The sequence below is a fragment of the Clavibacter sp. MX14-G9D genome (assembly GCF_032917815.1).
Lineage (GTDB): Bacteria > Actinomycetota > Actinomycetes > Actinomycetales > Microbacteriaceae > Clavibacter > Clavibacter michiganensis_K.
This window is the reverse complement of record NZ_JAVCVL010000294.1, coordinates 1-2,585: the sequence shown is the minus strand read 5'-3', so window position 1 is coordinate 2,585 and position 2,585 is coordinate 1. Positions and strand designations below refer to the sequence as shown.

Here is a 2,585-nt window from a genome sequence, read left to right as displayed (position 1 = left end):
GCACCCCTCACCGGCGGCGCGCGCGTCGAGCGCCGCACCTTCCTCGTGATGACGGTCGTGGCCGGCGTCGCCTCCGTCGTCGCCGGATCCGTCGCCCGCGGCCTCAACGCCGCCGCCGCCCGCGTGGACGACTTCCGCCGCACCCTCGTGCTGCCGCGCGCGGCGACGCCCGCCGCCGCGATCCCCGCCTCCGCCGAGCTCGGGATCCCCGGCCTCGCGCCCTTCGTCACGCCCGCCTCGGACTTCTACCGCATCGACACGGCCCTGCAGGTGCCCTCCGTCGACGCGGCGTCGTGGCGCCTCCGCATCACCGGGATGGTGGAGGAGGAGGTGGAGATCACCTTCGCCGAGCTCCTGGCGCTGCCCCTCGAGGAGCACGTGACCACGCTCACGTGCGTGTCGAACGAGGTCGGCGGCGACCTGATCGGCAACGCCCTGTGGCTCGGCTACCCCATCCGGCTGCTGCTCGAGCGCGCCCGGCCCCGCGCCGGTGCCGACATGGTGCTGTCCACCAGCCAGGACGGCTGGACGGCGAGCACGCCCCTGGAGGCGCTCACCGACCCCGACCGGGCATCGATCCTCGCGGTGGGCATGAACGGCGAGCCGCTGCCGCAGCAGCACGGCTTCCCCGTGCGCATGGTGGTGCCCGGCCTCTACGGCTACGTGTCCGCGACGAAGTGGGTCACCGAGCTCAAGGTGACGACCTTCGCCGAGGACGTCGCCTACTGGTCGACCCGCGGCTGGACGGAGCGCGGCCCGATCAAGACCGGCTCGCGCATCGACACCCCGCGCGCGGGCGTCCGCGTGGACGCGGGCCGGGTGGCCGTCGCGGGCATGGCGTGGGCGCAGCACACCGGGATCGCGCGCGTGGAGGTGCGCGTCGACGAGGGCGACTGGGTCGAGGCGACGCTGGGCGAGGGCGTGGGTGCCGACACCTGGCGGCAGTGGTCGTACGCGTGGGACGCGACGAGCGGATCCCACCGGCTCGAGGTGCGCGCGACCGACACCACGGGCGCGACCCAGACCTCGGACGAGGCGCCGCCCGCGCCCGACGGCGCGACCGGCTGGCACGGGATCTCCGTCACCGTCGCCTGATCCCCGCCCGGCGGCCCTCCCGGGACGCGCGGAGCCCGAGCGCGTAGCGTCGAGGGACGGCGCCACCGCGCCGCACCGACCCGCAGAGGAGAGCACCGTGAGCGACATCGAGAACCCGCGCGACCCCGCCGACCGCGACCTGGACGACACGGGCGTCGACGTGGAGGAGCTCGTCGGCACCGACGACCGCGACGCCGAGGAGGCCGTCGACGCGGAGCGCGTCGTGCCGCTCGACGAGGACGACGCGGCGGCCGCCGACGACGACGACGCGGAGGACGGCGGGCTGGGCATCGACATCACGCAGTCGGACGGCCCCGACCTCGAGGCCGGCGACGACCTGGACACGGGCGCCGCGATCCGCTGACCCGCCCGGCGTGACCCGCCCGCCCCCGACGACACGCCCCGACGACACGACGACGGCCCCCGCAGGAGCGGGGGCCGTCGTCGTGTCCGCGCGGCGCCGGTGCGGGCCGCGACCGGGATCAGTCGGCGAGGATCGCGTACAGCGCGCGCCGCGTCTCGTCGAGCTTCGCCGCCGCGGCCTGGCGCTGGGCGTCGGTCGCGTCGTGCATGAGGGGCTTCACGACGCCCATGAGCTTCATGAGGCTCGTCTGGAACGCGTCCTCGCCCTCGGACCTGTCGGTCGTGGCGGCCCAGGCGGCGTCGATCGACGCCCGGTTCTCCTCGACGTGGGCACGGCCCGCGTCCGTGAGGGAGTAGACGCTCTTCGCGCCGGACTCGTCGGCGACGATGAGGTCCTCGTCGACGAGCTGCTGGAGCGTCGGGTACACGGAGCCGGGGCTGGGGCGCCAGGCGCCCTCGCTCTTCGCGGCGATGCCGGTGATGAGCCCGTAGCCGTTGGACGGCGCCTCGGCGAGCAGGGAGAGGATCGCGAGGCGGACGTCGCCGCGGCGGGCGCGTCCCCGTCCGCCGCGTCCGCGGCCCGGGCCGAAGCCGGGGCCGCCGAAGCCGCCCATGCCCGGGAAGCCGGGGAACCCGGGGAAGCCCGGGAAGCCGCCGCCCTCGCCGGGCTGGAAGCCGCGGGCGAGCGGGTGCCCCGGCATGATGCGCGGGCGTCCGCCGCGGTGGTGCTGCAGGCGGGGCTCGTGGCGGTCGGCGGGGACGCCGTCCCGGGGGCGGGACGGCAGGTGGTCGTGGTCGTGGTCGTGGGTGCGCATGGGCGCTCCTTCCGGGGAGGTGATGTCGGGGGATCGGGACGTTCTGTCGCGATGTAGCGACGATATATCGGCGACTGTCGGATGTCAAGGGCTCCCTTTCCGCGCATCGCGGCGCATCCCCGGATCCACGGGCTTCCGGGCCTCGAACCTGGCCTTCCCCTGGGAAAGGAGGACCGGCCCCAACCCGTTCTCCTCCGGCGCCGAAGTCCCTGTGTCGCCCGGGGGTACCGGGCACGGATCCCGTCCACACAGCGAAGGAAATGTCATGCGCAACCTCACCAAGTCGGTCTTCGGCCTCGCCACCGCGGGCTT

At 75.0% G+C, this 2,585-nt stretch carries 3 protein-coding genes; 2 read left to right on the top strand and 1 reads right to left on the bottom strand.

Translation table 11 applies throughout. The features are described from left to right. Both Q6969_RS14865 and Q6969_RS14860 read left to right on the top strand, forming a co-directional pair. Positions 1–1,095, top strand: a 1,095-nt coding sequence (locus Q6969_RS14865) for a molybdopterin-dependent oxidoreductase (protein ID WP_317231136.1), incomplete at its 5' end; no start/stop codon positions are given. 97 nt (positions 1,096–1,192) lie between these two features. After that, positions 1,193–1,459 (top strand): hypothetical protein, encoded by a 267-nt coding sequence (locus Q6969_RS14860; protein ID WP_317231135.1) that lies wholly within the window; start codon positions 1,193–1,195, stop codon positions 1,457–1,459. A gap of 118 nt (positions 1,460–1,577) precedes the next feature. Here Q6969_RS14860 and Q6969_RS14855 read toward each other — a convergent pair whose 3' ends face one another. Then, entirely contained in the window at positions 1,578–2,273 is a 696-nt protein-coding gene (locus Q6969_RS14855; RefSeq protein ID WP_317231134.1) for a PadR family transcriptional regulator, read from the bottom strand. Between the last annotated feature and the right edge of the window lie 312 nt (positions 2,274–2,585).

What these genes read in the sequence shown, in the direction of transcription:
- Q6969_RS14855 (WP_317231134.1), bottom strand. Translation starts at nt 2,273, where the DNA reads ATGCGCACCCACGACCACGACCACGACCACCTGCCGTCCCGCCCCCGG.